Annotated in this window: 23 protein-coding genes; 13 read left to right on the forward strand and 10 right to left on the reverse strand. The window is 64.9% G+C overall.

Translation table 11 applies throughout. The annotated features are described in order from the left end of the window. The first annotated feature begins 40 nt into the window (after positions 1–40). Together lpdA and SJY40_RS08445 are read left to right on the forward strand one after the other, a co-directional pair. Positions 41–1,435 (forward strand): dihydrolipoyl dehydrogenase, encoded by a 1,395-nt coding sequence (gene lpdA, locus SJY40_RS08440; RefSeq protein ID WP_378948327.1) that lies wholly within the window; start codon positions 41–43, stop codon positions 1,433–1,435. Further along, positions 1,428–1,937 carry a transglycosylase SLT domain-containing protein gene (locus tag SJY40_RS08445; RefSeq protein WP_378944994.1) on the forward strand — a complete coding sequence of 170 codons (510 nt, stop codon included), beginning with the start codon at positions 1,428–1,430 and terminating at the stop codon, positions 1,935–1,937. The genes lpdA and SJY40_RS08445 overlap by 8 nt, the downstream gene beginning before the upstream one ends. A 39-nt stretch (positions 1,938–1,976) precedes the next feature. Here the strand turns inward: SJY40_RS08445 and SJY40_RS08450 are convergent, their stop codons facing one another. Next, on the reverse strand, positions 1,977–2,600 hold the full coding sequence (locus SJY40_RS08450; RefSeq protein WP_378944997.1) for a lytic transglycosylase domain-containing protein: 624 nt from the start codon (positions 2,598–2,600) through the stop codon (positions 1,977–1,979). A 214-nt stretch (positions 2,601–2,814) separates the two neighbouring features. Between SJY40_RS08450 and ssb the strand changes: the two genes are divergently transcribed. Next, on the forward strand, positions 2,815–3,327 hold the full coding sequence (ssb, locus tag SJY40_RS08455) for a single-stranded DNA-binding protein (RefSeq protein ID WP_378944998.1): 513 nt from the start codon (positions 2,815–2,817) through the stop codon (positions 3,325–3,327). A gap of 220 nt (positions 3,328–3,547) precedes the next feature. Next, the gene (locus tag SJY40_RS08460) at positions 3,548–4,594 is read left to right on the forward strand and encodes a Glu/Leu/Phe/Val dehydrogenase dimerization domain-containing protein (protein WP_378945000.1); all 1,047 of its coding nucleotides are present in this window, start codon (positions 3,548–3,550) and stop codon (positions 4,592–4,594) included. Positions 4,595–4,681: 87 nt separating this feature from the next. Here SJY40_RS08460 and aroB read toward each other — a convergent pair whose 3' ends face one another. Both aroB and SJY40_RS08470 read right to left on the reverse strand, forming a co-directional pair. Further along, positions 4,682–5,788: a 3-dehydroquinate synthase gene (gene aroB, locus SJY40_RS08465; protein WP_378945002.1), complete on the reverse strand. Its 1,107-nt coding sequence runs from the start codon at positions 5,786–5,788 to the stop codon at positions 4,682–4,684. Continuing rightward, positions 5,785–6,390 (reverse strand): shikimate kinase, encoded by a 606-nt coding sequence (locus SJY40_RS08470; RefSeq protein WP_378945005.1) that lies wholly within the window; start codon positions 6,388–6,390, stop codon positions 5,785–5,787. Before SJY40_RS08470 ends, aroB begins: the two co-directional genes overlap by 4 nt. Before the next feature lie 71 nt (positions 6,391–6,461). Between SJY40_RS08470 and SJY40_RS08475 the strand changes: the two genes are divergently transcribed. The 7 genes from SJY40_RS08475 to SJY40_RS08505 all read left to right on the forward strand — a co-directional run bounded on the left by SJY40_RS08475 (position 6,462) and on the right by SJY40_RS08505 (position 14,422). After that, the gene (locus tag SJY40_RS08475) at positions 6,462–6,632 is read left to right on the forward strand and encodes a hypothetical protein (RefSeq protein WP_378945008.1); all 171 of its coding nucleotides are present in this window, start codon (positions 6,462–6,464) and stop codon (positions 6,630–6,632) included. After that, positions 6,625–8,130 carry a hypothetical protein gene (locus SJY40_RS08480; RefSeq protein ID WP_378945011.1) on the forward strand — a complete coding sequence of 502 codons (1,506 nt, stop codon included), beginning with the start codon at positions 6,625–6,627 and terminating at the stop codon, positions 8,128–8,130. Before SJY40_RS08475 ends, SJY40_RS08480 begins: the two co-directional genes overlap by 8 nt. Beyond that, positions 8,127–9,098 (forward strand): tyrosine recombinase, encoded by a 972-nt coding sequence (locus SJY40_RS08485; protein ID WP_378945015.1) that lies wholly within the window; start codon positions 8,127–8,129, stop codon positions 9,096–9,098. Before SJY40_RS08480 ends, SJY40_RS08485 begins: the two co-directional genes overlap by 4 nt. A 9-nt stretch (positions 9,099–9,107) precedes the next feature. Then, positions 9,108–10,436: an HlyC/CorC family transporter gene (locus SJY40_RS08490; RefSeq protein ID WP_378945018.1), complete on the forward strand. Its 1,329-nt coding sequence runs from the start codon at positions 9,108–9,110 to the stop codon at positions 10,434–10,436. Positions 10,437–10,519: 83 nt separating this feature from the next. After that, entirely contained in the window at positions 10,520–12,541 is a 2,022-nt protein-coding gene (tkt, locus tag SJY40_RS08495) for a transketolase (protein WP_378945021.1), read from the forward strand. Between the two features lie 88 nt (positions 12,542–12,629). Then, a complete protein-coding gene (locus tag SJY40_RS08500) occupies positions 12,630–13,550 on the forward strand; it encodes a DMT family transporter (protein WP_378945024.1) in 921 nt (306 codons plus the stop codon). Further along, positions 13,550–14,422 (forward strand): lysophospholipid acyltransferase family protein, encoded by an 873-nt coding sequence (locus tag SJY40_RS08505; RefSeq protein ID WP_378945027.1) that lies wholly within the window; start codon positions 13,550–13,552, stop codon positions 14,420–14,422. Before SJY40_RS08500 ends, SJY40_RS08505 begins: the two co-directional genes overlap by 1 nt. 54 nt (positions 14,423–14,476) lie before the next feature. Here the strand turns inward: SJY40_RS08505 and SJY40_RS08510 are convergent, their stop codons facing one another. Then, positions 14,477–15,886, reverse strand: coding sequence for a class II 3-deoxy-7-phosphoheptulonate synthase (locus SJY40_RS08510; RefSeq protein WP_378945030.1), 1,410 nt, complete (start codon positions 15,884–15,886; stop codon positions 14,477–14,479). Positions 15,887–16,054: 168 nt separating this feature from the next. Between SJY40_RS08510 and SJY40_RS08515 the strand changes: the two genes are divergently transcribed. Beyond that, positions 16,055–17,035, forward strand: a complete 981-nt coding sequence (locus SJY40_RS08515) for a GlxA family transcriptional regulator (RefSeq protein WP_378945032.1) — start codon at positions 16,055–16,057, stop codon at positions 17,033–17,035. A gap of 1 nt (position 17,036) precedes the next feature. On the opposite strand, the gene ftsY is transcribed toward SJY40_RS08515, so the two are convergent. The 6 genes from ftsY to SJY40_RS08545 form a co-directional block, all read right to left on the reverse strand. After that, the gene (gene ftsY / locus SJY40_RS08520) at positions 17,037–18,101 is read right to left on the reverse strand and encodes a signal recognition particle-docking protein FtsY (protein WP_378945035.1); all 1,065 of its coding nucleotides are present in this window, start codon (positions 18,099–18,101) and stop codon (positions 17,037–17,039) included. Positions 18,102–18,186: 85 nt separating this feature from the next. Continuing rightward, on the reverse strand, positions 18,187–19,797 hold the full coding sequence (gene pgi / locus SJY40_RS08525; RefSeq protein WP_378945037.1) for a glucose-6-phosphate isomerase: 1,611 nt from the start codon (positions 19,795–19,797) through the stop codon (positions 18,187–18,189). 16 nt (positions 19,798–19,813) lie between these two features. Further along, positions 19,814–20,485 carry a 6-phosphogluconolactonase gene (pgl, locus tag SJY40_RS08530; RefSeq protein WP_378948330.1) on the reverse strand — a complete coding sequence of 224 codons (672 nt, stop codon included), beginning with the start codon at positions 20,483–20,485 and terminating at the stop codon, positions 19,814–19,816. A 2-nt stretch (positions 20,486–20,487) separates the two neighbouring features. After that, the gene (zwf, locus tag SJY40_RS08535) at positions 20,488–21,939 is read right to left on the reverse strand and encodes a glucose-6-phosphate dehydrogenase (protein WP_378945040.1); all 1,452 of its coding nucleotides are present in this window, start codon (positions 21,937–21,939) and stop codon (positions 20,488–20,490) included. Between the two features lie 60 nt (positions 21,940–21,999). Further along, complete coding sequence (locus SJY40_RS08540) at positions 22,000–22,539, reverse strand: RSP_2648 family PIN domain-containing protein (protein ID WP_378945044.1); 540 nt, start codon at positions 22,537–22,539, stop codon at positions 22,000–22,002. Further along, on the reverse strand, positions 22,539–23,732 hold the full coding sequence (locus SJY40_RS08545) for an RSP_2647 family RNA methyltransferase (protein ID WP_378945047.1): 1,194 nt from the start codon (positions 23,730–23,732) through the stop codon (positions 22,539–22,541). The genes SJY40_RS08540 and SJY40_RS08545 overlap by 1 nt, the downstream gene beginning before the upstream one ends. Before the next feature lie 179 nt (positions 23,733–23,911). Between SJY40_RS08545 and edd the strand changes: the two genes are divergently transcribed. After that, positions 23,912–25,714, forward strand: coding sequence for a phosphogluconate dehydratase (edd, locus tag SJY40_RS08550; RefSeq protein ID WP_378945050.1), 1,803 nt, complete (start codon positions 23,912–23,914; stop codon positions 25,712–25,714). The last annotated feature ends 22 nt before the right edge of the window (positions 25,715–25,736 follow it).

Consider the following 25,736-nt stretch of genomic DNA (forward strand, 5'->3'; position numbering starts at 1 on the left):
GGCTGCGCAAAGTCTCCGCCCTGCGGTCCGAATGAAAGGAATTCCTATGTATGATCTGATCGTGATCGGTTCTGGCCCCGGTGGCTATGTCTGCGCCATTCGGGCCGCACAGCTGGGCCTGAAAGTCGCCTGCGTCGAGGGCCGCGAGACCTTGGGCGGCACCTGCCTGAACGTCGGCTGCATTCCGTCCAAGGCCCTGCTGCACGCCAGCCACATGCTGTACGAAAGCCACGAGAATTTTGCCAAGATGGGCCTGATGAACGCCAAGGTCAACGTCGATTGGACGACGATGCAGGGCTACAAGCAGGAAACCGTCAACGGCAACACCAAGGGCATCGAGTTCCTGTTCAAGAAGAACAAGATCGACTGGATCAAGGGCTGGGCGCAGATCGAAGCCCCCGGCAAGGTCAAGGTCGGCGACACGGTCCACGAAGCCAAGAACATCGTCATCGCCACCGGCTCGGTCCCTTCGGAACTGAAGGGCGTTACGGTCGACAATGCGGGCGGCGTGATCGTCAACAGCACCGGCGCGCTGACCCTGCCGAACATCCCGAAATCGATGGTCGTCATCGGTGCGGGCGTCATCGGGCTGGAGCTTGGCTCGGTCTATTCGCGCCTTGGGGCGGATGTGACGGTCGTTGAATATCTGGACGTGATCACCCCCGGCATGGACGCCGAGGTGCAAAAGCAGTTCCAGAAGATGCTGACCAAGCAAGGCCTGAAGTTCGTGATGGGCGCCGCCGTAAAGGGCGCTGAAGTGGCGGGCGGCAAGGCCAAGGTGACCTATGCGCTGAAGAAGGATGACAGCGAACAGGTGATCGAGGCCGATTGCGTGCTGGTCGCCACCGGTCGCCGTCCGACGGTTGACGGGCTGGGTCTGGATGCGCTTGGCGTCAAGATGACCGACCGAGGTCAGGTCGCCATCGACGACCATTGGGCGACCAACGTCAAGGGCATCTATGCCATTGGCGACGCGGTGCCCGGCCTGATGCTGGCCCATAAGGCCGAAGATGAGGGCATGGCCGTCGCCGAGGTGATCGCTGGCAAGCATGGCCATGTGAACTACGACGTGATCCCCGGCGTCATCTATACCACCCCCGAGGTCGCCAGCGTCGGCCTGACCGAAGAGGCCGCCAAGGAAGGCGGTCGCAAGGTCAAAATCGGCAAGTTCCCCTTCATGGGCAACGCCCGCGCCAAGGCGATGATGCAGGCCGACGGCTTCGTCAAGCTGGTGGTCGATTCCGAAACAGACCGCATTCTGGGCTGCCACATCATCGGCCCGTCGGCGGGCGATCTGATCCACGAGGTCTGTGTGGCAATGGAATTCGGCGCCTCGGCCGAGGATCTGGCACTGACCTGCCATGCCCACCCGACCGTGTCCGAAGCCGTGCGTGAAGCGGCCTTGGCGTGCGGCGGCGGCGCGATCCATGTCTGACGCCCTTGCGGCGCAGGATGGCGATCGTTGCACATCCATGATGGGACGGCGTCTTGCCGTCCTGTCGCTGCTGGCGCTTGCTGCCTGCGGCGGGGGCAGTGCAAAGGCACCCGCCGGTCTGCGCCAGAACGGGCTTTACCCCAATGAAACGCCCTATTTGCGTCAACGCATCAATTTCTGGGCGCGCCATTACGGCGTGCCCTCAGCGCTGGTGCAACGGGTCGTATTGCGGGAATCGCAGCATCGTCCTAGCGCGCGCAACGGTCCCTATTACGGGCTGATGCAGATCGTGCCGCAGACGGCCCGGACGATGGGCTATCGCGGTCCCGATGCGGGGCTGCTGGATGCCGATACCAACCTGCGCTACGGCGTCAAATACCTGCGCGGCGCATGGATGGTTGCTGACGGCGACCCGGATGAGGCCATCGGCTGGTATGCGCGCGGCTACTACTATGAAGCCAAGCGCAAGGGTCTGCTGAAACGGACCGGCCTTCGCAGCTGAACGAACAAGGGCCCCATCGGGGCCCTTTCAATTCGGCGATCAGCCGCCAGCGATGATCCGCACATAGTTGCGGGTTTCGCGATAGGGCGGGATGCCGCCATATTTCTGCACTGCCCCCGGCCCCGCATTATAGGCCGCCAGCGCAAGGTTCCAGTTGCCGAACTGGTTGTACATCATTCGCAGATAACGCGCCCCGCCGTTCAGGTTCTGCACCGGATCGGCCGCGTTCACACCCAACTTGGCGGCCGTCCCCGGCATCAGCTGCGCCAGACCCATGGCACCCTTGTGCGACTTGGCGTTGGGGTTCCAGCCCGATTCCTGCTGGACCAGCCGCAAGAACAGATCCTCGGGGATGCCGTTTTTCTGGGCCGCCGCGCGCGCATGCGGCAAATAGGCCGTCCGGCGTCCGGTATAGCGCGGGATGCGGACGGTTTCCTCGGGGACCAGAGCGTTGCTTTTGGAACCGCCCGGCTGCAGACGTGCGGATTGCTGGTATTGAGTTGACAGCCGCGAATCCATCAGGCGGGTCTGTCGGGCGAATTGATCGGCGCGGGATTTGGAGGAACTGCCGGACAGGCGCAGTCCCTCGGCCATGGCGGGCACCGCGGTTGCACTGATCAGTGCCACGCAAAGTGCCGCTGTCACAGAATGTCTGATCCGCATGTATCGGCCCCTCGTTGGTGTCGGCTTTGACTATTGCCGGTTTTGGCGACAATCATACACAAAAATCCGGCAGGTGCCACCATCCTTGCCGTGCCCGCACCGACCCCTTGGGCGGCATCCCGCCTTGGGACGGGCAGGCGAACCGCTTGCAGGCGACGGTCGCCCTGCGATAGACCCCTTTGAACCCATAGAGACATCACCAAGGAATTCCGTCATGGCAGGCAGCGTCAACAAGGTCATCCTGATCGGCAATCTGGGCCGCGACCCGGAAATCCGCAGTTTCCAGAACGGCGGCAAGGTCGCCAATCTGCGCATCGCCACATCCGAACAGTGGAAGGACCGCACCTCCGGCGAGCGCCGCGAACGGACCGAATGGCACACCGTGTCGATCATGTCCGAAGGTCTGGTGAACGTGGTCGAGCGTTTCCTGAAAAAAGGCAGCAAGGTCTATATCGAAGGCCAGCTGGAAACCCGCAAATGGCAGGACCAGTCCGGCGCCGACAAATACAGCACCGAGATCGTGCTGCGCGGCTTCAACGGCACCCTGCAGATGCTTGACGGTCGCGGCGAAGGCGGCGGCGGTGGCATGGGTGGCGGCAGCATGGGCGGCGGCGGTCGTGACCAGGGCGGCTATGACAGCTATGGCTCGGGCCCGTCGGGCGGGTCGCAGGGCGGTGGATCGCAGGGCGGTGGACGTCCCGATTACGACGACGAGATCCCCTTCTGATCCACGCCACCACGGCGATTCGCTTTTGACAGGGCGGCCCCAAGGGGTCGCCCTTCGTTATGCGCTCGGATGCAAATATTGCCACTTGCCGGGTCACGGCGCATGACAATTGCGCGACAGGGGCCGCGCCTTTGCAAATGATCCTGCGCTTGCATCTGGCCACGCAAGGCGCTTTCTGATCGGCAATCTTCACGCAGATCCACCCGAAAAGGCACCGCCGATGGCACTGACACTTACGGATATGACCGCCCCCGAAGGCTTTGAACAGTTGGTTCTGGCAGAGGACCCCGAGGTCGGTCTGCGGGCGCTGATCTGCGTGCATTCCACCGTTCTTGGCCCTGCGGCGGGCGGCTGCCGGATGTGGCCCTATGCCGATGATGCGGCGGCCATCCATGACGTCACGCGGCTGGCACGCGGCATGACCTACAAGAATGCCATGGCCGATCTGGGGCTGGGCGGCGGCAAATCGGTCATCATCGGCGACGCGCGTCACGACAAGACACCCCAGTTGATGCAGGCCTTTGGTCGGGCGGTCGATACGCTGGCCGGACGGTATTACACCGCCGAGGATGTCGGCATCTCGCCCCTGGACATGGCGCATGCGGCCAGCCAGACGCCCTATGCGGTGGGGTTGTCGGGCGCGTCCGGCGATCCGTCCCCTTGGACCGCCGAGGGTGTCTTCCGTTGCCTCAAGGTCGGTGCGTCGCATGTGTTCGGCACCGAGGATCTGACCGGCCGCCGCGTGCTGGTGCAGGGGCTTGGCCACGTCGGCATGTCTTTGGCCGAAAAACTGCACGCCGCTGGCGCGCGCCTGATCGTGTCCGACATCAACCAAGCGGCGCTGGACGACGCGCAGGCACGGCTTGGCGCAACGGTCTGTGCCACCGATCAGGTCTTTGATCAGCCAATGGATATCTTCGCCCCCTGCGCCTTGGGTGGGGTGTTGACGCCGGAAACCGCCGCGCAACTGCAGGCGCGTCTGGTCTGCGGTGCGGCAAACAACCAGTTGGCCGATGATTCCGTGGCCCAGATCCTGGCCGATCGCCAGATCACCTATCTGCCCGATTATGTGGTGAACGCCGGTGGCATCATCAGCGTCGCAAGCGAAATCCACGCCAAACCCGATGCCTGGCGTCTGGAGCGCCTGATCGCCATCGCGGGCCGCGTGGACCAGATGCTGACACGCGCCCGTGCCGAAGATCAGCTGATCCCGCAGATCGCCGACCGCATGGTCCTCGACATGCTGAACGGCCGCAAGGCCGCCTGAGCCGACACCGGTGGCGGAACCGGACGGCAAGGCCGTCCAGCGCCGTCGTTCCCCTCGATGGGGGACGGCGGCGCTTGCCTGTTCAGATCAGCGCGCGTCTTTCAGGACCTGCGCTAAGGGACCGGCCTGAACCGCGTCGCTGACAAAGGCGTCACCGATGCCACGTGCCAGCACGAAGCGCAGCTGGCCGTCCACGACCTTCTTATCCTGCCCCATCAGGTCGATCAGCGCCGCATCACCCGGCAGATCGCCCGGAATGTCCGACAGCCGCGCGGGCATGCCCATGGCCCGCAGATGCTCTAGCACGCGACTCGGGTCTTCTTGGCTGCACAGCCCCATCCGCGCCGACAGATCGAAAGCCAAGGCGCAGCCGATCGCCACGCCCTCACCATGCAGCAACCGGTCGGAATATCCGGTCGCTTGTTCCAGCGCATGCCCGAAGGTATGGCCAAGGTTCAACAAAGCGCGCTCGCCCTGTTCGGTTTCGTCGCGGGTCACGATACCCGCCTTCATGGCCACTGAATGGGCCACCGCATGCTGGCGCACTTCAGGGTCGTCACGCAGCAAGGTTGCATTCGTTTCCAGCCAGCCGAAGAAATCCGCATCGCCCAGCAGGCCGTATTTCACGACCTCGCCATAGCCCGCCAGAAAATCGCGGTCTTTCAGCGTTTCCAGCACCGAAATATCGGCCAGTACCAGCGAGGGCTGGTGAAAGGCGCCGATCAGGTTCTTGCCCTGCGCGCTGTTGATGCCGGTCTTGCCGCCCACGCTGCTGTCCACCTGCGCCAGAAGCGAGGTCGGCAACTGCACGAAGCGCACGCCCCGCCGCAGGATCGCCGCCGCAAAGCCCACCAGATCGCCGATGACGCCGCCGCCCAAGGCCAGCACGACATCGCGACGCTCGACCTTCTGTTCCAGCAGCCATTCGACGCAGCGGGTCAGATGCGGCCAGCTTTTCGTGGCCTCGCCCGCGGGCAGGATCAGCGCTTCATACGCGATGCCCTCGACCTTCAGAGCGGCCTTCAGCGGTTCCAGATGCAGGGCGGCGACGTTTTCATCGGTGACGATGACGACGCGGGGACGCGCCAGCAGGGGCGCGATCTCGGCCCCTGCGCGGCCGATCAGCCCGGTGCCGATCCGCACGTCGTAGGCGCGATCGCCAAGGGGGACATGGACGGTGACAGGCTGGGTCATGGCGTATCCTCGATCAGGGTGGGGTCGGCGGCGCGCAGCTGCGTGATCAGCCGGTCGGTCGAGGTTTCGATGCTGTCGCCCGATCGCGACAGGAATTCGACCTCAGCCTGCGCATAAAGCGGGCTGCGTTCGGCCAGCAGGCGCAGCAGCGTGCCCTTGGGGTTGGCGGTTTTCAGCAGGGGCCGGGTGCTGCGTTGGCGAACGCGGTTCCACAACACCTCGGGCGAGCAGTTCAGCCAGACCGAGATGCCCCGCGCCGCCACGGCTGCCCGGTTCTCGGCGCGCAGCCAGGCGCCCCCGCCGGTCGAGATGACCCCCGGCCGCCCCGCCAGCAGCCGCGCCAGCACCTGACCTTCGCGGTCGCGGAAGAAGCTTTCGCCGTCGCGCGCGAAGATTTCGCTGATGGACATGGCGGCGGCGGATTCGATCTCGGCATCGGAATCGGTGAAGGGCACCCGCAACCGTCGGGCCAGTTCGGTCCCCACCGCCGTCTTTCCGGCCCCCATCATTCCGATCAGCACGATATGGCGCGTAATCCGCTTGGTCATTCCAACCCCCGTCAATCGGGTGACTGAATGACGTGATCTTTCGGAAATTGCCATATATATTCGGGACAAGCCGGCGTAGAACCGGCCCGAGCCAAATAAAACACGGTCGAGCAAAGGCGAATTCGATGCGGAAGATCAAGATACTGGTGGTGCTGATTCTGGCGGGGCTGATCGGCCTTGCGGGTTACGCCTACCTGGGCAACATGGACCCGAACCGGACCGAAACCCGCACCCAGCTGCAACTGGGCGCGGAAGATGGCACGGCCGAGCCTGCCGCCGATTCTGCCGGTGAGTGACCCCGGCCCTGCTCCGCGCCGCCTCCTGGCGCTGCTGCTGACCGGCTGCCTGATGGCGCAGCCGCTGGCGGCGCAGCAGCCGCTCTCGGCCAGCGACTGGCTGTCGGGCAGCGTGCGCGGGCCTCAGCGCGAAAGCTCGGCTTGGCGACCCGGCGATGGCAGCAGGCGCCCTGACCGTAAGGGCCAGCCAAGCCGTCGCGCGGTCGCCGAAAGCGGCGCGGTCGGCCCCGTGCAGGTCACGCGGCTGGATCAGACCAACCCCGACCATACCGGCACCCAAAGCGCGCATCGCGCCGGTCTACCCCATGATCTGTGGCAGGGCAGCGATCCCGCCGCCTTGGCCCAGCAGGTGCTGACCACCCCCGCCCGCCTGCCCGCCATGCAGGGCCTGATGCGGCGCATCCTGACCGCCCAGCTGACGCCGCCAGAATGGACGCCGGAACAGGCGACCGAAGGCGCGCGCGGCACGTCGGGGCAGCTGTTCCTGGCACGTGTCGACCGATTGCTGGACATGGGCGCGCTGCAACCGGCGCAAAGCCTGCTGGCCGCCGCCGGTCCGGGCGAACCCGAAATCTTTCGCCGTATGTTCGACATCGCCCTGCTGGAGGGCGACGAATCGCGGGCCTGCGCCATCATGGACGGCACCCCGGGCATCGCACCCAGCTTCGCGGCGCGGATCTTCTGTCTGGCGCAGACCGGCGATTGGGCCGCCGCCGCCGTCAGCCTGCACGGCGCCGAGGCGCTTGGCCTGATCGACGAACGCCGCGCGGTCCTGCTGACGCATTTTCTGGACGATGCCTTCGTCAACGGCGAACAGATGCTGGACCCGTCCGAGCGGATGACCCCGATCGAATTCCGCATCCACGAGGCGATTGGCCAACCCCTGCCCACCACGCCGCTGCCGGTGGCCTTCGCGCAATCGGACCTGCGGCTGAACAGCGGCTTCAAGGCGCGTGTCGAGGCAGCCGAGCGTCTGGTCCGCGCCGGTGCGCTGTCGCATCAACAGCTGCGCAGCATCTATTCCGAACAGCGGCCCGCGGCCTCGGGCGGGGTCTGGGAACGCGCAGGCGTGATGCGCACGCTGGAGGCGGCGCTGGCCAGCGGCGATCTGCGGCAGGCCCTGCCCCGCGCCTTCGACGAATTCCGCCGTGCCGATATGACCGACCTGCTGGCCGGCATGATCGCGCAGGATCTGCCCGACAGCGAAGACGCCGAAACCGCCCGCATCACTGCGCTGCTGCAGGCGTGGCAGGGGTTGCGCCCGCTGCCCGAAGGGGTCGAACCGCTGGAGGCCCTGCCCGTCCCCGATGCCCCCATCACCGCCAAAGGCGAGGCCTTGATGACCGCCATGACCGATATCGACGCGGCATTGGAAGGCGATCTGGCCCGCGCCGCGCGGGGCGTGGCAATGATGCGCGCCTTTGGGTTGACGCAGGACGCCGATCTGGTTGCCGCCCAGATCGCACTGCTGCCCGAAATCTCGGAGGACGCGGGATGAGCGATCACCGCGCCATTTCCGACTTTCTGGACGCGCAGGCGGCCGAGGCCGGGGCCGCGCGCAACACCCTGCTGGCCTATGGCCGCGACCTGCGCGACCTGTCGGACTGGCTGGCCAATCGCCGCCTGTCGCTGGCCAATCTGACCCGTGATCAGGTCGAGGATTACCTGACCCACTGCGATGCCCAGGGCCTGTCGCGCGCCACCCGTGCCCGCCGCCTGTCGGCCATCCGCCAGTTCACCCGCTTTGCCCTTGAGGAGGGGTGGCGCACCGATGATCCGGCCTTGCGCATTGCGGGCCCGGGACGCGCCAAGCGCCTGCCCAAGACGCTGGACCGCGCCGAGGTCGAGGCGCTTCTGGACGCCGCGGGCCGCATCGGCCGCACCCAGACCGACCGTGCCCGGAACGTCTGCCTGATCGAACTGCTCTACGCGACCGGTCTGCGCGCGACCGAACTGGTGTCCCTGCCCGTGGCGGGTTGTCGCGGCGATCCGGCGGTGCTGGTCGTCAAGGGCAAGGGCGGCAAGGACCGGATGGTGCCGCTTAGCACCCCTGCCCGCGCGGCTTTGCGCGAATGGATCGTCCTGCGCGATGCGGCGCCCCATGGCAGTTCGCTGCACCGGATGCTGCAGGGACCCGGCGCACGCTGGCTGTTCCCCGCCATCGGCGCCGAGGGTCACATGCCCCGTCAGAGCCTGTCGCGCTTGTTGGGCAATATGGCCATCGAGGCGGGCATCCCCCCCGCGCGTGTCACGCCGCATGTCATCCGCCATGCCTTTGCGACCCATCTGCTGGAAGGCGGCGCCGATCTGCGCAGCATCCAGATGCTGCTGGGCCACGCCGATCTTGGCACGACCGAGATCTATACCCATGTGCTGGACGCGCGCATGCGCGATCTTGTTCTGAACCATCACCCGTTGGCGCACGTTGCCAGCGAATGCCGCAAGACCGGCGATCCCTCAACCTGATCTGGACCCATGGACGATCCTTCAAGTACTTTCGACGCCGCACTCTGGCTGACCTCTGCCGCCATCATCGTGCTTCTGGCGATGTCGGCCTTCTTTTCCGGCTCGGAAACCGCGCTGACGGCTGCCAGCCGCGCCAAGCTGCGGTCCCGCGCCGATAAGGGCGACACCGGCGCGCAGGCGGCCATCGCGGTGTCATCGGACAGCGAACGCCTGATCGGCGCCATCCTGCTGGGCAACAACGTCGTCAACATCCTATCGGCAAGCCTTGCTACCGCGCTGTTCACCCGCATTCTGGGCGGCAGTGGCGTTGCCATCGCCACCATCGTGATGACGGTGCTGGTGCTGATCTTCTCGGAAGTGATGCCCAAGACCTATGCGATTTCGGCGCCTGAAAAGGTCGCCAGCCTTGTAGCGCGTCCCATCCGCCTGATCACCGTGATCCTGTCGCCCATCGTCACCGTGGTGCGTCTGATCGTGCGCGGAATGCTGAGCATCTTCGGGCTGAAGACCGATCCCACGTCGCATATGTTCTCGGTCGAGGAGGAAATCGCCGGTGCGCTGTCGATCGGCCATGCCGCAGGCGCCGTGCACAAGGAAGACCGCGACCGCCTGCTGGGCGCGCTGGATCTGGGCAACCGCACCGTCGAGGAGATCATGCTTCACCGAAGCGAGATCCAGATGATCGACGCCGATCTGCCGCCGGAAAAGATCCTGGACACCATTCTGGCCAGCCCGCACACCCGCCTGCCCGTCTATCGCGATGAACGCGAGAACGTCGTGGGCGTGGTCCATGCCAAGGATCTGCTGCGCGCCGTGAACCGTGCCGTACGCGAAGCAGGCGATCCGACGGCGGCGGCACGTTTCGACATCATGTCGGTCGTGATGTCGCCCTATTTCGTGCCGGAAACCAGCGCGCTGGACGAACAGATGCGCGAATTCCTCAAGCGCCGGACGCATTTCGCGCTGGTCGTGGATGAATATGGCAGCCTGCGTGGTCTGATCACGCTGGAGGACATCCTTGAGGAAATCGTCGGTGAGATCGCCGATGAACACGACACCGAGGCCGACCAGACCCTGAAACCCAACGCACAGGGCGATTATCTGGTCGAAGGCGGCATGACCATCCGCGACCTGAACCGCCAGCTGGACTGGACCCTGCCCGACGAAGAGGCGAACACCGTCGCCGGTCTGGTCATCCATATGGCGCAGTCGATTCCCGAACAGGGTCAGGTCTTCTCGTTCCACGGCTATCGCTTCGAGGTCGTGACCCGACGTGAAAATCGTATCACCCGCCTGCGTATCCGGCCATTGGTCGGTCCGCGCGGGGCTGAAACTTAGGCCCCGCAGGTGTCCGTGCGGCTTGCAACCGCGCGGCTTCACCCCTAACACAAACCCATCATTTTCAGCCGCAAGGGATCGTCATGGACATTGCTGCCCGCCGCACCGCCAACCCCGACCACTGGAATCTGGCCAGCGCGATCCGCGTTCTGTCCATGGACGCGGTCGAGGCCGCCAATTCCGGCCACCCCGGCATGCCCATGGGCATGGCTGATGTCGCCACGGTCCTGTTCAAGAACCACCTGAAGTTCGACGCCTCGGCGCCGCATTGGTTCGACCGCGACCGTTTCATTCTGTCGGCGGGCCACGGCTCGATGCTGATCTATTCGTTGCTGCATCTGACCGGTTACGAACAGATGACGCTGGATCAGGTCCGCAACTTCCGTCAGATGGGCGCGATCACTGCGGGTCACCCCGAATACGGCCATGTCGAGGGCGTGGAAACGACGACCGGCCCCTTGGGTCAGGGCATCGCCACCGCCGTCGGTTTCGCCATCGCGGAAGAGGCCCTGCGCGCCGAATACGGCGATTCCCTCTGCGACCACCGCACTTGGGTCATCGCCGGTGACGGCTGCCTGATGGAGGGCATCAGCCACGAGGCGATCGCCTTGGCCGGACACCAGAAGCTGGGCCGCCTGATCGTCATGTGGGACAACAACGACATCACCATCGACGGTCGTGTCAGCCTGTCGGATTCGACCGATCAGCACGCACGCTTTGCCGCCGCCGGCTGGCGCGTCCTGTCCTGCGACGGCCATGACGCTGCCGATATCGACCGCGCCCTGACCGAGGCCGCCAAGGACGACGGTCGCCCGGTTCTGGTCGATTGCAAGACGATCATCGGTTTCGGTTCGCCCAACAAGGCCGACACCAACAAGGCGCATGGTTCGCCCCTTGGCAAAGACGAGATCACCGCGACCCGCGCCGCCTATGGCTGGGACGCCGAGCCGTTCCAGATCCCCGATGCGATCATGACCGAATGGCGCAAGATCGGCCAGCAGGGTTCGGATGCCCGCAAGGCCTGGAACGACCGCGTCGATGCGCTGTCTGCCGACCACCGCGAGGAATTCGCCCGCCGCATCGGCACCGACACGAACCCGCAAATGGAAAAGATCATCGCCGACTTCAAGGCGAAGACGCTTGAGGAAAAGCCGAAACTGGCAACCCGCAAATCCAGCGAGAACGTACTGGGTGTGCTGAACGCCGGCATGCCGGAAAACTTTGGCGGTTCGGCTGACCTGACCGGTTCGAACAACACCAAGACCAGCGAACAGGGCGTCTTCAGCGCCGAAGACCGCATGGGCCGTTACCTGCATTACGGCATCCGCGAACACGGCATGGCGGCCGCGATGAACGGCATCTGGCTGCATGGCGGCTTCCGCCCCTATGGCGGCACCTTCATGACCTTTACCGATTATGCCCGTGGCGCGATGCGTCTGTCGGCACTGATGGGTGTGCCGGTCGTCTATGTCATGACCCATGACAGCATCGGCCTTGGCGAAGACGGCCCGACCCACCAGCCGGTGGAACATCTGGCCATCTGCCGCGCGACGCCGAACACGCTGGTTCTGCGCCCTTGCGACCAGATCGAGACCGCCGAAGCCTGGGAAATTGCGCTGTCGCAGGACAGCACGCCCTCGGTCATGGCGCTGTCGCGTCAGAACCTGCCGACGCTGCGTCAGGATGGTGGTGAAAATCTGTCCGCCAAGGGCGCCTATATCCTGCGCGAAGCCGTTGGTGGCACGCCCAAGGTCGTCCTGATGGCCACCGGCTCCGAGGTGGAAATCGCTGTTGCTGCCCGCGACGAACTGGAAGATGCTGGCATTCCGACCCGCGTGGTTTCGGTCCCGTCGATGGAATTGTTCCGCGACCAGCCCGCCGCCTATCGCGAGGAGGTGCTGCCCGCGCAGACCGTTCGTGTCGCCATCGAAGCGGCCGTTCGCCAGCCTTGGGATTGGCTGCTGCTGGGTGAACGCGGTCAGGAGGGCAAGTCGGCCTTCGTCGGCATGGAAGGTTTCGGCGCATCGGGTCCCGCACCCGAGCTGTACAAGCACTTCGGCATCACCGCCGAAAACGTTGTCGAGCACGTCAAAGGCATGCTGTGATACCACTTTCCGCCTCCGGCGGGGGTATTTGGACAACCAAGAAGTTCGCGCTTCTTCGTTGTCCGGATGCCCATGATCCTTCACGCTGATGCGCGTGCTAGCGCGCGCATTTGCGCTGATGGGTCGCGAAAGGGACGGATTGCGGCACCCGCGATCCGACCATGCGCGGGGCATCGCGCTGCTGCTGGCGGCCATCCTCGGCTTCACGCTGATGGATGCGACCGCCAAGCATCTGACCCAGACCTATCACCCTGCCCAAGTTATCTGGATGCGCTTTGTCGGCAATTTGCTGATCTTCGCGGCGATCTTCCGGCACCACATGGTGCCCCTGATGCGCACCCGTCAGCCGGTGATGCAGCTGGGACGGGCCTTGATGCAGCTTGGCTCGGTCGGGCTGTTCTTTACGTCCTTGCAATACATCGGTCTGGCCGAAGCGACGGCAATCATGGACCTGAACCCGGTACTGATTACGCTTGGCGCCGCGCTGTTTCTAGGCGAAGCCATCGGCCCGCGGCGCATCGCCGGGATCGCGGTCGCCTTGGTCGGTGCGCTGATCATCATCCGGCCCGGGTTGGGTGTTTTTCAACCGGCGGCCCTGCTGCCCTTGGCGGGTGCTTTCACCTTCGCGGCCGGCGCGCTTCTGACGCGGATCGTGCGGTCGGATTCGGTCGCGACATCGGTCATGTGGTCGGCTGTCGTCGGCACCACCATCACCAGTCTGATCGTCCCGTTCTTCTGGCAGCCGATCGCCACGGGCGACATCTGGGCGTTTGTTCTGCTGGGCATCTTCGGCACCGCTAGCCAATATCTGCTGGTACGCGCCTTCAGCGCGGCCGAGGCGGGGATCCTGGCGCCCTTCGGCTATACCGGGCTGATCTGGGCCGGTGTCTGGGGCTGGCTGTTCTTCGGTCAGCTGCCCGATGGCTGGACGATTACGGGGGCAGTGATTATCGTGACCGCCGGTCTCTATGTCTGGTCCCGCGAGGCCCGTATCACAAAGGAGGCGTGATGCCGGACGACAAACCCTCGGTGGTGGATCGTGCAGGAAACGCGGCCTTTCTGGCCATCATGGGGCTGGCGCGCGCTCTGCCCTATGAACGTCGCATTCCGGCGATTGGCTGGGTGTTTTCACATCTGATCGCGCCCGTGGCCGGCTGGCGGCGGCGCATCCGCGACAACCTGCGCCTTGCCCGCCCCGACCTGTCCGACGCCGAGGTCGAGGACCTAGTCCGCCGCGTTCCCGACAACGCCGGTCGGTCGCTGGCCGAGATCTATTCCGGCGACCAATTCACCACCCGCATCCGCGACGCCGACCCGCTGGAGGGGCCGGGGCTGTCCGACCTAGAAGCTGCCTTCGACAGCGGGCGCCCGGTCATTCTGGGCTGTGCGCATTTCGGAAATTACGACGCGATGCGGGCGGCCCTGTCCGGTCGCGGGTGGCCGGTCGGCGCGCTTTACCGTCCGATGAACAACGAAGCCTTCAACCGCCATTACGTCCCCGCCATTACTGCAATCGCCGAGCCGGTCTTTCCCCGTGGTCGTTCGGGGTTGGCGGCGATGTTGCGGTTTCTGCGTGGTGGTGGCTGGTTGGCGCTTGGGTTCGACCAGTTCGCCCATGACGGGGCCGAGCTGCGGTTCTTCGACCTGCCCTCGCGGACGGTGCTGACACCTGCCGAGCTTGCGAAGCGATACGAGGCTCTGCTGATCCCCATCGCCGCGATCCGTCAGCCCGATGGCCTCAGTTTTCGCGTTCACGTCGGCGCACCCATCGAACACGACGAACCGCGCCAGATGATGCAGGCGCTGAACGACGATCTGGAACAATTGGTCCGGCAGCATATGGACCAATGGTTCTGGATACATCGCCGCTGGAAGCGTTGAATTGAAAAAGGCCCGGGGTTTTCCCCGGGCCTTTTCGTCAACCCTGATCGGTGATCAGACGGCCTTGGCGGCCAGATCGGCAGCGGCGCCTTCGCGGCGGGCGCGCAGTTCCTCGGCCACCAAGAAGGCCAGCTCCAGCGACTGGCTGGCGTTCAGGCGCGGATCGCAGGCGGTGTGATAGCGGTCCGACAGATCTTCATCGGTGACGGCGCGGACGCCGCCGGTGCATTCGGTCACATCCTTGCCGGTCATCTCGAAGTGCACGCCGCCGGGGATGGTGCCCTCGGCCTTGTGGACGCCGAAGAATTCTCGGACCTCGCGCAGGATCGAATCGAAGGCGCGGGTCTTGTAGCCGGTCGAGGATTTGATGACGTTGCCGTGCATCGGGTCACAGGACCAGACGACATTCGCGCCCTCTTCTTTCACGGCCTGAACCAGGCGCGGCAGGTGGTCGCCGACCTTGCCGGCGCCAAAGCGTGCGATCAGGGTCAGACGGCCCGCCTCGTTTTCGGGGTTCAGCTTGGCCATCAGCACCTTCAGATCGTCCGCCGTGGTCGAGGGACCACATTTCAGACCGATCGGGTTCTGGACGCCACGGGCAAACTCGACATGCGCACCATCGGGCTGACGGGTGCGATCGCCGATCCAGATCATGTGACCCGACCCCGCCACCGGCAGACCCGATGTCGAATCGACGCGCGCCAGTGCCTCTTCGTATTCCAGCAGTAGCGCTTCGTGGCTGGTGTAGAAATCGACTTTGGACAGCTGATGTGCCGTGTCGGAATTGACGCCTGCCGCCTGCATGAAGGCCATCGCATCGCCGATGCGGCCCGCAATTTCACGATACTTTGCAGCCTCGGGGCCGCCGACGAAATCGGCGATCCAGCTTTGGACGCGGTGCATGTCGGCAAAACCGCCGGTGCTGAAGGCACGCAGCAGGTTCAGCGACGCCGCAGCCTGGGTATAGGCCGACAGCATCCGCTGCGGGTCGGGAATGCGGGCTTCGGGCGTGAAGTCGAAACCGTTGATGATGTCGCCGCGATAGCTGGGCAGCTCGGTCTCGCCGATGGTCTCGGTGGGGGCGCTGCGCGGCTTGGCGAATTGGCCTGCCATGCGGCCGACCTTGACCACGGGCATCTGCGCGCCCCAAGTCAGCACGACGGCCATCTGCAGGATCACCTTGAAGGTGTCGCGCAGGTTGTCGGCGCTGAATTCGCCAAAGCTTTCAGCACAATCGCCACCCTGCAACAGGAAGCCACGTCCGGCACCGACATCGGCCAGCTGGGACTTCAGACGGCGCGCTTCGCCGGCAAAGACCAGCGGAGGATAGCGGCGCAGCTGCGATTCCACGGCCTCCAGTGCCACGGGATCCAGATAATCGGGCATCTGGACGCGCGGATAGGCGCGCCAGCCGGCCTTGTCCCAGCTTTGGGTGGCGGCGGTCTTGCGGATATCCTGCGTCATGTCCTGCGCTCCTTGGAAAAATTGTCGGATTTGTATAGTCGCAATGCCGGGTCAGGGAAAGACCCTGCCGCGCAGTTCAGCAGCCTTTCCCCCGATGGCGCGCGAACGCTTGCCGCGGCGACAAATCCCTGTTTGGGTGATCGGCGAAAACCATGCAAAGACAATCCGATGGCATCCGACAAACCGCGCCGCTTCACCTTCCTGCTGCTGGACCGTTTCACCATGCTGCCTTTCACGGCCGCGATCGAGCCGTTGCGACTGGCCAACCGCGCCGCGGGGGCGGCCCTCTACGACTGGCGGCTGGTGGGCGCGCGGGGCGACATGTCGGTCTGTTCCAATGGCGCGCGGGTCGTGCTGGATGGCGGGCTTGAGGCTGACGCCCCGCCGCCGGGCCGCGATGAGGTCGTCATCGTCTGCGGCGGCACGGAAATCGCGCGCGAAGCGACGCGGCCCGTGATGGCGTGGCTGCGCAGGCAGGCGCGTGGTGGGGCCGCCATGGGCGCGGTCTGCACCGGCGCATGGATTCTGGCCGAGGCGGGCCTGCTGGATGGGCGCAAGGCCACGATCCATTGGGAAAACCACGATGGTTTCGCCGAAGCCTTCCCCGAGGTCGATCTGTTCCGTTCGGTCTTCGTGCATGACGGCAACCGGCTGACGGCGGCGGGCGGGACCAGTTCTATCGACCTGATCCTGCATCTGATCGCCGAAGCGCATGGCGATGCCCTTGCCGCCGATGTGGCCGACCAGATGCTGCACACCGCCATCCGCACCGAACAGGACCGCCAGCGGCTGTCGATCCCGACCCGCATCGGTGTGCGCCATCCCCGCCTCGCCGCCGTCATCGCGCGGATGGAGGCGAACCTGGAAGACCCGATCAGCCCGGCGCAGCTGGCTTTGGATGCGGGCATGTCTACCCGCCAGCTGGAGCGGCTGTTCCGGCGATACCTGAACCGCAGCCCCAAGCGATACTATATGGAAACGCGTCTGGCTCGTGCCCGCAACCTGCTGATGCAGACCGAAATGTCGATCATCGAGATCGCGCTGGCATCGGGCTTTTCCAGCCCGTCGCATTTTTCGAAATGCTACCGCGCGCAATATGGCAGCACGCCATATCGCGAACGGGGTACATCATCGGCGCCTGCGGTCTAGGTCAGGACAGCCCGACCAGAGCGCGGGCAAAGTCCTGCGCGTCGAAGGCATCCAGATCGTCGATCTGTTCACCCACGCCGATGGCATGGATCGGCAGGCCGAAGCGGTCGGCCAGCGCCACCAGCACGCCACCACGCGCCGTCCCGTCCAGCTTGGTCATCACCAGCCCCGAAACATCGGCCAGCTTGCGGAAGGTCTCGACCTGGTTCAGCGCGTTCTGGCCGGTCGTGGCGTCCAGCACCAGCAGGGTATTATGCGGTGCTTCGGGGTCCTTCTTGCGGATGACGCGGACGATCTTGGCCAGCTCCTCCATCAGGTCCTGACGGTTCTGCAGGCGCCCGGCGGTGTCGATCATCAGAAGGTCGGCACCATCGGCCTCGGCCTTGGTCATCGCGTCCCATGCAAGGCTGGCGGGGTCGCTGCCCTGCGGCGCGACCATCACCGGCACACCCGCGCGGTCGCCCCAGACCTGCAGCTGTTCAACCGCCGCGGCGCGGAAGGTATCGCCCGCCGCAATCACGACCGATTTGCCCGCCGCGCGGAACTGGCTGGCCAGCTTGCCGATGGTGGTGGTCTTGCCCGCACCGTTGACGCCCACGACCAGCACCACCTGCGGCTTCTTGGCATAGATCGGCAAAGGGCGTGCCACGGGGGCAAGTATGCGGGCAACTTCGGTGGCCAGCAGCTCTTTCAGTTCGGTTGAAGAAACGCGGCGGCCCATGCGGCCTTCGGCGATGTTGGCGCTGACCCGAAGGGCGGTTTCCACGCCCAGATCGGCCTGCACCAGCATGTCTTCAAGGTCCTCCAGCATCGCGTCGTCCAGCGCGCGGCGGGGTTCCTCGGGCTGCTGGGTCTTGCCGAACAGACGACCGACAAGGCCAGGTGTCGTGCTGGGCGTCGGTGTCGGTGTAGGGACGGGTGCGGGGGTCTGTTCGACCAGGTTTTCGACCGGCGCGGCGGCGGGTGCCGCGGGCGCGGGTGCTTCGGCGACAATGTTGTCCAGATCCGAGCTGATCTTCGTCGAAGACCTGCCAAGTCGTTCGCGCAGTTTCGAGAAAAACGCCATGATCGGCCCCCTGTTTTTGCGGGGCCGACCCTAGCTGTTCGGACGGCAAAGGAAAAGCCGTCAACTTGCTGCGCAGCGTGGCGTGTCAGCCGCGTCCGGCAACGATCAGCGATGCCAGATTCAGCGTCGAGGGGTCATGCCCCGGTGCGTCCTGCCCCTTCAACAAGGGTTCGACTTTCAGCGCCAGCTCCTTGCCCAGTTCGACGCCCCATTGGTCAAAGCTGTTGATGCCCAGAATGACGCCTTCGACAAAGACGCGATGCTCGTAAAGCGCCACGATCTGGCCAAGGACATAGGGCGTCAGCTTATCGATCAACAGCGTCGTCGAGGGGCGGTTGCCCGGGAAGACGCGGTGACGTGCCTGACGTTCCAATTCATCGCCGGTCAGGCCCTTGGCCTGCATCAGGGCACGGGCCTCGTCCAGCGAACGGCCCCGCATCAGTGCCTCGGACTGCGCAAGGCAGTTCGCGGCCAGCAGGATATGGTGATGGGCCAATTCGGGTTCATGGCCATTGGCGGCCAGAATGAATTCGCATGGCACCGGCGTCGTGCCCTGATGGATCAACTGGTAAAACGCATGCTGGCCGTTGGTGCCGGGCTCGCCCCAGACCACGGGACCCGAGACGACCTCCAGATCGCTGCCATTCATGGCCACGCGCTTGCCGTTCAATTCCATCTCCAGTTGCTGCAGATAGGCAGGCAGACGCAACAGGCGGTTGTCATAGGGCAGCACCGCGCGGGTCGGATAGCCGCAGATCTGATGGTTCCAGATGCCGACCAGCGCCAGCATCACCGGCAGGTTTTCGGCCAAGGGCGCATTGCGGAAATGGCTGTCCATCGCCGAGCCGCCCGCAAGAAACTGGTCAAAGCCTTCGTCGCCGATGGCCAGCATCAGCGACAGGCCGATCGGACCCCAGACGGAATAGCGACCGCCGACCCAGTCCTCGAAGCCGAAGACGCGTTCGGCCGAAATGCCGAAATCGGCGGCTTTGGCGGCGGCGGTCGACAGGGCCACGAATTGCGCGCCCGGTTCGTCGACCGATACCGCCATCCAGTCGCGGGCGGTCTTGGCGTTGGTCATGGTTTCAATGGTGGTGAAGGTCTTCGAGGCCACGATCACCAGCGTCGTCGTCGGGTCCAGACCCTTCAGCGTGTCGGCGATATCGGCGCCATCGACGTTGCTGACGAAATGCGCGCGCGGCCCGTCGTGATAGGGGGCCAGCGCCAGCACCGCCATATAGGGGCCAAGGTCCGACCCGCCGATGCCGATATTCACAATATCGGTGATCTTGCCGCCCTGCCCCGTGAAAGCACCCGAGCGGACATCGCGCGAAAAGGCGGTCATGCGGGCATGGGTATCGCGCACCGCTGGCATCACGTCCTTGCCGTTGACCGTGACGCTGCCCGTCAGGTTGCGCAATGCGGTGTGCAGCACGGCACGGTCTTCGGTTTCATTGATGCGTTCGCCGGCAAACATCGCGTCGCGGCGTTCGGCCACATTGGCGTTGCGGGCCAGATCCAGCAGCAGATCGCGGGCCTTGGCGTCGATGCTGGTCTTGGACCAGTCGAACACCAGACCATCGGCACTGGTGCAGAACCCGGTCGCGCGGCCGGCGTCATCGGCGAAAAGCGCCTCGATGCGCAGCTTGCCCTGCGACTGGCGGTGGGATTTCAGAAGGGTCCAGCTGTCGGACATCACGATAATCCTTTGTTCATTCGGCCCAATGGACGGTGGCGGCATCAAGGAAGGCCCGGATCGGCGCCTCGATCGGCGAAAGCTTCATGGCGCGTTCCAGGGCCTCGCGCTTTTCGGGGCCCATGATCAGCACATGGATGTTGATCGCATCGGCCAGGATCGGGCGCGTCAGGGTGATGCGCGGTTCCTCGGCGCCGTCGGCGCGGATGGGCATGACGGGGGGCGCGTCGGCGGCCATCGCAGCCTCAAGGTGGTCGGCGCCGGGGAACAGGCTGGCGGTATGCATGTCATTGCCCATCCCCAGCAGCGCCACGGTCAACGGCAGATGCGGCTTCAGCCGCTGCGCCAGACCGTCGGTCGCCAGATCGGGCGAAGCATCGCCCGTATAGAGGTCGATGTAATCGGCGGCGGCGGCCTTGTCCTTCAGCAGGTGACGACGCAGCAACCGGCTGTTCGAGCGTTTGTGGTCGCCGTCAACCCAACGTTCGTCGCCCAGAACCACGGTGACGCGACCCCAGTCCAGATCGGCCCCCGACAGCGTTTCAAAAACCGGCGCGGGCGAGGTCCCGCCCGGCACGCACAGCGTCGCGCTGTCATTGTTGCGCAGATGCTGGGTTAGCTGTGCCGACAGCCGGTCCGCCAGCGACAGGGCCAGCATCTCGCGGTCGGGATATTCCTTGAACTCCATGCTCATGAGCGGATCTCCCTCCAGCGGCGGTTGTCGCGGTGCATCAGGCGCAGCGCCTCCTCGGGTCCCGAGGAGCCCAAGTCATAGGGTTCCGGCTTGCGCTTGCTGTCGTCCCACGCGCTGATGATGGGATCGGTCCAGGCCCATGCAGCCTCGACCTCGTCCCCGCGCATGAACAGCGTCTGGTTGCCACGGATCACGTCCATGATCAGGCGCTCATAGGCGTCGGGCATCTCGGCCCCGTCGGGACCAAGCGCGTCGGCAAAGGACATGTCCAGCGGCACCTGCACCAGACGCATTCCGCCCGGCCCTGGTTCCTTGATCATGACCTTCATGTTCATGCCTTCGTTCGGCTGCAGGCGGATGACCAGTTCGTTGGCCTTGGGCGCGCCGCTGTCGTCAAAGATCGAATGCGGCGGTTCCTTGAAGGTGATGGCGATTTCGCTGGTCCGCGCGCGTAGCTTCTTGCCGGTACGCAGGTAGAAGGGCGTGCCCTGCCAGCGCCAGTTCGAGATGCGAACCTTCATCGCGACATAGCTTTCGGTGCGCGAATTGGGGTCCTCGGAATCCTCGACATAGCCGGTGGAGTCTTCGTCGCCCTGATACTGACCGCGCACGATATCGGCGGGTTCGACCGGCTGCAGCGCGCGGATCACCTTCAGCTTTTCGTCACGAACGGCGTCGGGGTCGAAGTGATAGGGCGGCTCCATCGCGATCAGACACAAAAGCTGCATCATGTGGTTCTGGACCATGTCGCGGATTGCGCCGGACTTGTCGTAATAGCTGCCGCGACCGGCCACGCCCACGGTTTCGGCAACCGTGATCTGAACGTGGTCGATGAACTGGGCGTTCCACAAGGGTTCGAACAGAATATTGGCGAAACGGACGGCCATCAGGTTCTGGACGGTTTCCTTGCCAAGATAATGGTCGATCCGATAGATCTGCTGTTCCTGGAAATGCTTGGCAAGCGTGTCGTTCAGCGCGCGGGCGCTGGCCAGATCACGACCAAAAGGCTTTTCCACCACGATACGGCTGTCATCGTCGGCGATGCCATGACCGGCCAGACGTTCCGCGATATCGCCGAACAGCGCCGGTGCGACCGAGAAGTAGAAGGCATGGACGGCACCGGGGCGCATGCGTCCCTTGAGTTCCTTCCAGCCACCTTCGCCGCGCGCATCGATCGCGACATAGCCCAGCAGTTCAAGGAATTGCGCCAGCTGCGGATCGTCTTCGGACACCTTGGCGAATTCGCAGATCGCCTTGGACGCCTCGGCGCGGAAGCCGTCATCGTCCTGTTCGGTCCGTGCGGCACCGATGATGCGACTGGTGGTCGGGAACTGCCCGGCCTTGAAGCGCCGGTAAAGCCCCGGCAAAATCTTGCGATGCGCCAGGTCGCCCGTAGCGCCAAAAATCACGAGGTCGAAGTCTTCGACCGGAATGACACGCGAGACCATGCTGTCCTCCTTATGGGTGGCTTCCGCCATAACTCTTGTTAGCGATAACGGCAACGGCGTTCAACCGCCCACTGCCTTGGCAAGTCGCGGCAGCCTGCCACGTTTCAACATCTGAACGGGGGTCATGTCACCCCCCATTGCAACGGCCTTGTCGCAGGCCGCGCGAACGGCGCGGGTGACGGATGCGGGATCGTCGCGGAGCAGATCCAGCAGGAAGGCATCGGGGTGGATGGCCCGCAGCCCCAGCCCCGCCATCAGGCGTTGCGGAAAATCACGCAGATTGGCGGTGACGATCAGTGACGCCCGCCCTGCCAGCGCGGCCTCGGCCACATGGCGGTCGGCGGGGTCGGGAAAATTCAGGTCGATGGCCGCCTGCCCGTCATCGGGCAGGATTGCATCCGGAAAGCGCAGACGCAGCATGGCGATCTCGGCCCCCGCGACCGCCCCTGCATCGTCACCGATGCGCAGGGCGGCACGACGCCATTCCTCCAAGATACGTTCGGACCACAATGCCGTGAACCGCCCGTCCTGCGCCAGATCGCACAGGATCTCGCGCAGGATTGTGGGGAACAGGACATTGGCGTCCAGAACGGCGCGCATCAATCCAGCCGGAAGAACAGCGACTTGAGGTAGCCGGTTTCCGCCAGTTGCGGCAGCGTCGGATGGTCGGGACCGGCCTGACCCGAATGAATCAGCACGCTGCGACGCCCGCCGCGACCAATGCCGCGCGCGCTGGAGTTGCGGAAGGCGGTCAGATCGGCTGCATGCGAACAGCTGCACAGCCCCAAATAGCCGCCCGGCGACACCAGCGGCGCGGCAAGCTTGGCCACCCGTTCATACGCGCGCAGACCGGCATCCAGCGCCGATTTCGAGGGCGCGAAGGCAGGCGGATCGCAGATGACGACATCGAACTGGCGACCCTGTTCGGCCAGCGTCTCCAGCGCCTTGAAGGCGTCCGACTGCATGGTCTCGAAACGATCGGTCGCGCCCATCGCCTCGGCCCCGCCCTGCGCCAGCTTCAGCGCCGGGGCGCTGCCATCGACGGCCAGCGCATGGGTCGCACCGGCAGCCAGAGCCGCCAGACCGAAGCCGCCGACATGGCTGAAGACGTCCAGCACGGTCGCGCCCTTGGACAGGCGTTGCGCGAAGGCGTGGTTCGGGCGCTGGTCATAGAACAGGCCGGTCTTCTGACCGCCCATCATGTCGGCCAGATAGATCGCATCGTTCATCGACACCTGCACCGGCGCGTCGGGCGCATCGCCGCGCAGCACGTCCATGCGTTCGGCCAGACCTTCCAGACCGCGCGCGCGGCCCTGCCCGTTGGCGATGACGGTCTTGACGCCCACGACCTCGATCAGGGCATCGGCGATCTCTTCGGCCATATTGTCGGACCATGCGGCGTTGGGCTGCATGACGACGGCATCGCCAAAGCGGTCGACGATCAGACCCGGCAGGCCGTCGGCCTCGGCGTGGATCAGACGATAGAAGGGCTGATCGTAAAGCCGGCTGCGCATTTCCAAGGCACGGGTCAGCTTGGCACGCAACCACGCACCGTCGATCTGCGCGTCGGGATCAAGGTCCATGACCCGCCCGATGATCTTGGACACGGGGTTCACGGTCACCAGACCCAAGGGGCGGCGTTCGGCATCCTCGAGGACGGCAAAGCCGCCTGCCGGAAGGGCCTTGGTGCGGCGATCCAGCACGGCCTCATCGGCAAAGACCCATGGGAATCCGTGACGGATGGCCTGGGGTTTCGATTTCGGACGCAAGCGGATGACGGGCAGATCATTCATTGGAAAAATCCTTTCGCGGGTGATCTGACACGGGACCACCCGTCGCACAAGCCGCGGCGACCTGCCGATACGGCGAAATCGCGCGAATTTGCGGCAGATCCTGCATGATATGCACAGGCAGTGGTTGAACCGTTAACGCTAACGGACTATAGTCGGTGCAAATGAACAGGAGGCCCGCCATGACCCTTCACGCCACCATCGACCGGGTGACAGACCGCATCCGCGAACGCTCGGTCAAGTCCCGCACGGCCTATCTGGCAAAGATCGCCCGCGCCGCACAGGAAGGCCCTGCCCGCGCGCATCTGTCCTGCGGCAACCAGGCCCACGCCTATGCCGCCATGGCCGACAAGAACGACATGGCCACGACGCGCAAGCCCAACATCGGCATCGTTTCCGCCTATAACGACATGCTGTCGGCGCATCAGCCCTTCGAACATTACCCCGCGATGATCCGCAGCGCGGGCCATGCGGCAGGTGCGACGGTTCAGGTCGCAGGCGGCGTGCCCGCCATGTGCGACGGCGTCACCCAAGGTCGCCCGGGGATGGAGCTGTCGCTGTTTTCGCGCGACGTCATCGCGCTGTCGGCAGGCGTTGCCCTGTCGCACGACTGTTTCGATTCGGCGATGTATCTGGGCGTTTGCGACAAGATCGTGCCGGGCCTGATCATCGCGGCCGCGACCTTTGGTCATATCCCGGCGGTTTTCGTGCCCGCGGGACCGATGCCCTCGGGTCTGCCCAACGACGAAAAATCCAAGGTCCGCCAGCAGTTCGCCACCGGCGAGGTCGGGCGCGAGGAACTGATGAAGGCCGAGATGGCCAGCTATCATTCGGCGGGCACCTGCACCTTCTATGGCACCGCAAATACCAACCAGATGCTGATGGAGTTCATGGGCCTGCACCTGCCCGGTTCCAGCTTCGTGAACCCCAACACGCCCCTGCGTGAGGCGCTGACCGTCGCCGCCGTCGAACGCGCTGCCGCAATCACCAATCTGGGCAATGAATACATGCCCGCGGGTCAGGTGCTGGACGAACGCGCCTTTGTGAACGGCATCGTCGGTCTGATGGCGACCGGTGGTTCCACCAACCTTGTGCTGCATCTGCCCGCCATGGCGCGCGCCGCCGGCGTCCTGCTGGACATCGAGGATTTCCACGACCTGTCGGAAAACGTGCCGCTGATGGCGCGGGTCTATCCCAACGGTCTGGCCGACGTGAACCACTTCCACGCCGCCGGCGGTCTTGGCTATATGATTGGCCAGCTGCTGGAGGGTGGCCTGCTGCATCCCGACGTCAAGACGATCAACGGCACGGGTTTGGACGGCTATACCGCCGAACCCAAGCTAGACGGTGCCCGCGTGCGTTGGGAAGCCGGTGCCAAGGATTCGCTGAACGACCGCATCCTGCGCCCCGCCTCGGACCCCTTTGCCAAGACCGGCGGGCTGAAGCAGCTTCAGGGCAATCTGGGTCGCGGGGTCATCAAGATCAGCGCCGTCGCCCCCGAACGTCACGTGATCGAGGCGAAGGCCCGTGTCTTCTCGGATCAGGAATTGGTCAAGACCGCCTTCCGCGCCGGTGAATTCACCGAAGACACCATCGTCATCGTCCGCTTCCAAGGACCGCGCGCCAATGGCATGCCGGAACTGCATTCGCTGACGCCGACGCTGGCAGTGCTGCAGGATCGCGGGTTGAAGGTCGCGCTGGTCACCGACGGGCGCATGTCGGGCGCTTCGGGCAAGGTGCCCGCCGCTATCCACGTCTCGCCCGAGGCGGCGATGGGTGGTCCGCTGGCCCGCGTTCAGGACGGTGATCTGGTGCGGCTGGATGCGGCATCGGGAAGGCTGGAATGCCTGGCGCCCGATTTCGACAGCCGCGAACCCGTGGCATTCGACGACTCGGACAGCCGCGAAGGTCTGGGACGCGAGATGTTCGCCGCCTTCCGCGCGGTGGCCGGTCCTGCGACCGAAGGCGCCGGCGTCGTAGTCTGATAAGCGACGGCACCGGCGGGCA

It is taken from the genome of Paracoccus sp. R86501 (assembly GCF_042466435.1).
Lineage (GTDB): Bacteria > Pseudomonadota > Alphaproteobacteria > Rhodobacterales > Rhodobacteraceae > Paracoccus.